Source organism: Streptomyces sp. NPDC002676 (assembly GCF_053592455.1).
The window spans coordinates 1-7267 of sequence record NZ_JBSFVT010000055.1; the positions used below are offsets into that span (position 1 = coordinate 1).

The 7267-nt window shown below is 67.2% G+C and carries 2 protein-coding genes and 1 pseudogene; all 3 read right to left on the minus strand.

Going from position 1 to position 7267, the window contains the following annotated elements; all coding sequences use genetic code 11:
• Nucleotides 1-1856: pseudogene (locus ACWD3E_RS42930) on the minus strand (hypothetical protein); the annotation flags it as partial.
• A gap of 345 nt (nucleotides 1857-2201) precedes the next feature.
• The gene (locus tag ACWD3E_RS42935; protein ID WP_451392889.1) at nucleotides 2202-2633 is read right to left on the minus strand and encodes a hypothetical protein; all 432 of its coding nucleotides are present in this window, start codon (nucleotides 2631-2633) and stop codon (nucleotides 2202-2204) included.
• The coding region (locus ACWD3E_RS42940; RefSeq protein WP_451392890.1) for an RHS repeat domain-containing protein at nucleotides 2615-7267 on the minus strand (4653 nt) is incomplete at its 5' end. The genes ACWD3E_RS42935 and ACWD3E_RS42940, both read right to left, overlap by 19 nt.

A 7267-nucleotide genomic window follows, 5' to 3' on the forward strand; every position in this document is an offset into this window, starting at 1 on the left:
AAGGACTGGGTGAAGCTGTACTTGTCGACCTGCTTCGTCGCCCCACCGCTCTGGATCTGCGTGGTGATCGACGTCAGGCGCTTACGCGACCAGAAACTCGGCGCATGGTTGGTGCAGTTCGTCGACCCGGACGTGCAGTTCAGGTCGATCGGCACATCCGGCCAGTACGCCGCGTTCGCCGCGGTGAACTGGCTGTCCGCACACGTGTTCCCCGCTGGAGTGCCCGCGATGCACCGCTCGGCGGTGTCGAAGAGGATCTGCTCCGGCGCGGTCCCGGAGTAGATGGTCGAGGACGTCATGCCGTAGTCGATGCGCGAGAGGGTGCCGCCGCGGGTGTACGCGACCGCGGTGTCCTTCAGGTCCGCGCCGTAGTAGCCCGTCTCCGGCGTGTAGTACCAGGCGGTGGCGTTGCCGTGCAGGTCGACGGCGTAGTCCAGGTTGAACCGGTACCCCAGCGTGCAGGAGGTGGCGGCGAAGTCCGTGCTGTCCGGACACGCCGAGAACCCGTCGTGCGCGTGGTAGACCGGCATGGTCCACACCGAATTCGTCTCGTCCTTGCCGCTGGACCAGCCCGGCAGCCGGTTGTAACCGAAGAAGTACTGCACGCCACCCTGAGTGACCTTGAAGTACTCCTTGTTGTCGGTGCCGTTGGTGGCCGATCCGGTGACGTCCTCGATCTTCGTGGTGCCGTCGTCCTGGGCCGGGTGGAAGGTCTTGGTGGTGTCGTCGTAGACGATCTGCGTGGACTTGCCGTTCAGCGACAGGGTCAGGATCTGCCCCGCCCAGCACTGGTCCCCGTCGTTCTTGGGCGCGTTCGAGGAGGAGTCGTCGCTGCACGGCTTGTAGGTGCGCTCGACGAAGCTCTCCGTCGAGGACCAGCCATCGCCCAGCCACGAGGACTGGTTGTTCGTTCCCTCCGTCCGCGCGTCCTGGCTGGAGGAGTCGTACGACAGGTCCACCTTCGGGGCCGAGCCGCCGATCGCCGCGGGGACCGTGATCGGGTACGAGTACGTGAACGCCCCGGTGTTGCCGGAGGCCGACCAGGAGCCGCCCGGCGACAGGCTGGTCGCCGCGTAGTCACCGGACGAGCCGGAAGTCCCGGCTGTTGCAGCCATGACAAGCATGGAGCCGGAGGCGGCAGCCGCCGAGCGAGGAGAGGCCGCGCCGGCCGGGGCCGCGGGGATCCCCGGCACGGAGACCTGGGCGGACAGCGCCGCACCGGCGGCGGTGCGCACCGGCGTCTGCACCTGGCACTTCGCCGACTTCGGTGTGTGCAGGGCGCATTGGGGCAGCTGGACCAGGTGCAGACGCGCGGCGAAGTCACCACCGAAGGCGTAGCGGAACGACGAGTCGTCCACCCGTACGGCGACCTTGCCGCCTCCCGGGCTGGTGCGCTGCAGCGTGAAGAGCACACCGTGGACACCGAGGGCCCGCGCGGTCTTCTGGTCCAGCACCGTCACCCGCACGCGCTGTGACCCGGTGACGGCACTCGCCTGGGGCCGTGCGGCAGGGGCGGCGCCGAGCAGGACGGGGGTGCTGCCGACCCGCATCTGCGTCGCCTTGGCGGACAGACGCGTGGAGGCGGCGGCGACGGGCAGGGTGACCTCGGCACTGCCCGGCGCGGGCAGCTTCACGTGCGCCGTGGGGTCGTAGTGCTTGAACCCCTTGTGCGCGGCGCCCTTGTGAGGGGTGGCGCGGGTGAACGGGATGTGCTTGTCATGCGGAACGGCCGGAGCCGACACATGGCGCTTCGGCGCAGAGGCCGCTGATGCCAGCTGGGCGGGAAGCAGTCCCGTGAGCACCAGGGCACCGGCCGCCGCGAGCGCCGTACGGCGACGTAGATATCGGGAGCGCAAAACCCCCGGTCTGCGTCTCCACCCCGTTCTTCGCACCATGCGTGCGACCCCCTCCACAAATCAAGAAGTACCCAAGTCGCCCAGGCACGGGGGACTTTGATTGCACGTCAAGAAGAGGGAGCACGAGTCGATCTAGCCCCCCGCGGGGATCACCGTAGGGCTTCGGTTCGACAGCCTCGGCAAAGTCTTTCCAGAGGAATCACAAAGAACTCACCTTCTTCACAGGGCAAGTTGACGCGCAACGATCAAAAACGGTCTCGTGTCGGCCAGTTGGTGATCACACGGCCGATGCCCCGGCGGATTTCTCCACCGGGGCATCGGCCGTCAGTCCTCAGACCGACCGGGCTACTGCGGTCGCGCCGTCCAGTTCTCCGGAACGAGCGGTGCGGGCATCAGGTACGCGGCGAACGCGATCTGACACAGGAGCTGGAACACCAGCGGCTCGGCCGCACTCGCCCCCGCGAGAGGCAGCGCGAAAAGCGCCATCGGGAAGGCGAGCGCCGTCCGGAACGTGGTGACGTCCATCTGCCTGTGATTCAGCCCCGCCAGGAGAGCGAGGAGCAGCGTCGGTGTGCCGATGATGGCCAGCATGCCGAAGCCGAGCTGCATGACCTGGGCGAACGAGTCCTCCCAGGGCGTGACGAGGGCGATGACCACCCACGTCACGACATGCAGGGCCACATACGTCAGGATGCATCGCCCCATCCGCTCCAGCACCCGGCGCACGCCGGGGCCGGCCGAGGATTGCGTGTCTTGCATCAGCATCCCATCACGCATTTACCGTCCGTCCAGGTCTTGTTGATCTTCTTACCCCACCAGGGGGCCGAGTCCATGCCGGTCCCGCTCGCCATGCGATCCGTAGCGATCACGCGCGGCGCCTGGTTGGTCCGGTACTGGACCACTTCCATATCAGGATAGGCGTCTCCCTGCCGGCTCACGGTGACGGAGGTCTGCGTCGCCTTGATCTTGATGTTGTTGTCCACCGCGAAGAAGTTCAGCAGGCTGTTGACGCCGTGCACGCCGATGTCGAGCTGGTCGGAAGTCGACTTGTGCCCGAGGGTGTTGATGTCCACGACATTGTCGCCGCCCCAGGTGTCACCCGGCCATCCCTCGATCTTCAGCGGGTTGGCATGGATCGTCTTGCTCGGATCGTCGACCATGTGGGTGCGGGCGAGGAGGCTGACCCCATCTGCCACCAGATGCTTCGAAGGCTTGGTGTGGGACGCGGTGATCGTAAAGGTGCACTCGCCCAGTTCGGTGTTCCACACGAGCGACATCCGGTACGGCAGGTCCGGGTCTATGGATGCCTCACGGTTGTCGCCGAGCAGCATGTGGAGCGCCGCCAGCTTCGTGTGGATGAAGAAGGTCATGCGGATGATGCCTCGGTTCTTGCCTTTCCCGACATTGAACCTCCCGCGGACCGACCCATCGGGCGTCGCCCCGAAGCCGGCGTTCAGGACTTCGTCCATCATGTCGTCCACGGTCGGCGGTGCGTCATCGCCACCGCCACCGCCACCGCCAACGCTGCCGTGCGTGGGGCAGGCTGGTGCGTCAGGGCCGTATTCGCGGCCGCAGACCAGTCGGAGACCCGTGGGGTCGCTGTTGGTGAGGGGATTGTCGCCTGCGTAGGCATAGCCGCCCAGTTCCTGCGGGCTGTTGGCCTCGAACACGGGGTCGGCGCTGATGAAGCTGCCCAGGGAGGGGTCGTACTTGCGGGCGCCGACGTCGGTGTAACCGGTGCTCGTGTCCTGGGGCTTGCCGAGGAAGGAGTGGGTGGGATCGGGCCAGGCCGTGGTGTTGGCGCTGGAGCGTTGCTGCCCGAAGGGCGTGTACTGCTGCCGGGCGACCTGCTGGGTGGTGGCGTCCATGGACAGGTTCGCCGTGCCGTGCGGGTCACTGAAGAGGTACTTCAGTCCACCGCCGGCCAGGCTGGAGCGGACCGCCATCGGAACCCCGTCTCCACCGCCGTGGACGTAGGTACGCACGGCACCGAGCAGCACGTTCGGGGTGACACTGGTGTTGACGACGATCTCGGTGTCACCGGCGAAGAGCGTGGTCTGCCCGGGGTCGCGGCGGATCAGCTGGTTGCCGTCCGCGTCGTAGAGGTACTTGGTCGTCGTCGGGCTGGAGCCGCCGATGTCCACCTGCGCCAGATGACCCTCGTCGTCCCAGGTCAGGGTCTGTCCGGGGCCGCTGGTGGGGGTCCGGGTGTGCAGGTTGCCGTCCTCGTCGTAGCCGAACTTCGTCGGGTTGGTGCCTCCCGTGGTGGCGGTCAGGGTGTGCGGCTGCTTGCCCGTGGGGGTGCAGCCCGTGGTGCAGCCGTCGGTGTAGCCGGTGGTGGTCGTCGTACCGGAGCCGCCGATGGCATGGTCGACGCTCTGCTTGCGGTTGCCGATGGAGTCGTAGCCGAAGGACTGCCAGTACGAACCGGCCCCGGTGGTCAGGGTCCCGGTGGTCGGCGGGTTGGCGGAGCAGTTGTCGTTGGCCGTCCAGGCGTCCGTGAGCCGGTTCAGCGTGTCGTAGCTGTAGCACTGCTGGTCGGTGACGGTGTTACCGGTCTCCGACTGCTGGTCGGTCGTGGACGTCGGGTTGCCCGAGGCGTCGTAGGTGTACTTGGTGTCGTCGACCGTCGGTCCGGGCGCCTGCGTACGGCTGATCAGACGGTCGGTCAGCCGACGGGTCTGGTCGTCGTAGCTGTAGGTGACCCAGGCCGGATTGGTCGAAGCACCCATGGTGACCTGCGACGGCTCACCGTAGTTCGTGAGGACCGTGTCCCCGACGTAAGTGTTGATGCTGCTGCTCGTCTTGACCGGAGCGCCCAGAGCATCGTGACTGTAGGTGATGACCTCGTTCAGCAGGCCCTGGGTGCGCGGGTCGCTCTGCGTGGCGAGTGTCTGGGTGTTCGTCGTGTACGTGAAGGTCGTGGTGTACGTCGACGGAAGCGGCGCCTCCGACGCCGGCAGGGTGATCTTGGTACCGGTGGGCTTGCCAAGGCTGGTGTAGCCGGTCGTGGCGGTCGTGTACCCGCCGGTCACGCCCGGGACGTAGCGCGTGGAGCTGGTCGGCTTGCCGATGCGCAGCGTGTCGTAGGTCCAGGAGGCGAACTGGAAGCCCGCGTTGGCCTTGTCCGTCGCGGTGAGCTTTCGGCCGAGCAGGTCGTAGGTGTAGTCGACCTCGACCTTCTTGGCGTCCGTGGTGGACGTCAGGTTGCCGGCGTCGTCGAAGCCGTAGCTGCTGCCGCCCGTGTCGGGGTCGGTCTGGGAGGTCTTGCGGCCGAGCAGGTCGTAGCCGAACGACCACACGGTCTTGTCCGGGCCGGTGACCTGGTGCTGCTTCCCGTTGGGGAAGTAGGTGTAGGTGGTGGGCGAGGTGGTGCCGCCGGTGGCGGTGAAGCCTGCCGTGACCGAGCCACTCATGGTGGGCGGCGCGGTGTACTGGTCGAATTCCGTGGTCTGGCCGCGGGCGTCGGAGATCGTGGTGGTGGGCACCCCGCCCTTGGGCGGCAGGACGGTGGTCCTGTCACCGGCGTAGGCGGTGGTGGTGGCCCAGGTCTTGACCCCGGCGTGCTCCTCGGTGACCAGATCCGCGCGCCCCATTCCGTCGTGGTCGGTGACGGTGGTGTCCGGGATGGACACCTGGGAGACCGAGACCAGCTTGGCTCCGGGGTTGCCCGAGATGTTGTAGGCGTTGTTGGTGGCGACCGTCCAGCCGTGCGAGTCGTACTGCGTGTCCGAGACCGTCGTCGTGCCGTTCTCGGCGGTGGCCTGCGTCTGCAGGGTGCGCAGCATGGCGTCTTGCAGCGTCTCGCTGACCTTGTAGCTGCCGTTGTCCAGCAGCGTGCTGGAGGTCACGACCGTGGGCGCCGTCTGGGACAGGCTGTAGCTGAAGGTCATGTTGGCCGGTGCGCCGTTGGCCTTGATCTCATTGGGCAGCCAGGCGGCCGTCAGGCGGCCGAGGGCGTCGTAGGTGAGCGAGGTGAGCAGACCCGCCGCATCGGTCTTGGCGGTGGGCTGGACACGGGCCGGGTCCTGGGTCTGGGTGGCGAGCTGGCAGTCCTTGGAGGACACCGTGACCGCGGAGCAGTCCGTACCCGGGGTGACCTGGGTGATGGTCGTCATGCCGGTGGGCAGCTCACCGCTCGTCGGGGTGTAGGAGGTGAAGACGGACTGGGACAGGCTCTTGCCGTCAGGAGACGTGGAGTTGGGCGTACGGGTCGCCTTGGTGACGCGGCCGTAGCTGTCGTAGCTGCTGGCGGCCTGGTCGATGAACGAGGTCGCTGTCGCGCCGGACGCCGCCGACGCGGCCTGCACCAGGGTGGCGTCACCGTGCGTGGGCAGGGCGGGGTTCTGCCGGCCGTCTCCGTCGTAGCCGAAGGCCTTGTTGTCGTAGGAGGTGCGGCTGTCCGAGATCAGCGTGCCGCTGGGGGTCGCTCCGGCGGTGGAGCAGTCCTGGGCCGTGGTGATGGTCTCGGCGGTCAGGGTCAACAGCGGGCTGGTGTTGGACAGGTAGCGGGTGTAGGTGCACTTGGCGACGTTGTTGCTGTCAGCGGTCTCACCGCGGTCGTCGACCTGCACCGGCAGACCGGTGGTCGGCTTGCCCAGCGTCGTCTCGTAGAAGGTGTCGGTCTCGGTCTTGCGCCAGCCGTACGACACGGCCTCGCGGGTCAGCGTCTTGGCGCTGCGGACCATCTGCGCCGTCAGGTCCTGCATACCGCTGCGGTTGCGGGTGGCGGTGGGGCCGATGACCGTGGGAACGTCGACCACAGCCTTGTTGAGGCTGCCGCCGGAGGAGGTGTAGGTGTCGGTCTCGAAGACCTGGCCGGCCAGCGCGTCGTCGTCGGCGACCGAGGTCGCGCCGTCCTGGCTGGTCAGCGACGGCACCGAGCGGGTCTTGCCGCCGGGCAGGGTGTCACCGTTCATGCCCAGGAAGTAGTACGTCTTCGTCAGCGTCTTCTGGTCGTGGACCTGGGCGCCGTTGGTGTAGTGGAAGACGTTCGGGTCACCAGTGGTGGTGTCCACCTCCGGGTAACCGCGGAACTGGCCCCAGGTGCGGTTCTTGGCCTTGACGACCTCGTTGTCGTCGTAGTGCCAGCCCGGGTTGCCCTTGTAGGCGTAGTCCGTCTCCAGCTCCGGCTGTGTGCCGTCCTGGTAGGAGTTGTGCGGGTCCGTCGTGACGACCGAGCTGACCTTGTACTTGTAGAACCAGTCCATCCACGGCGCCGGCTGCCCGGTCGGCGTCCAGTACACCGGGAAACAGGACAGGGTGTTGGTGGAAGCAAAGCTCTTGGCCGCCGCATCCGTCGGGTCGTTGGGATCACTGGCCGGAGCGCTGGAGCAGTCGGGCCGGTCGTAGGTGACCGTCGTCTCCGCACCTGTCTCGCTGGTGACCGTCTGGATCCGGTCGTGATACAT

Excerpts from the sequence above, each read along its gene's own strand:
- ACWD3E_RS42935 (WP_451392889.1), bottom strand. The coding sequence starts at position 2,633 with ATGCGTGATGGGATGCTGATGCAAGACACGCAATCCTCGGCCGGCCCC.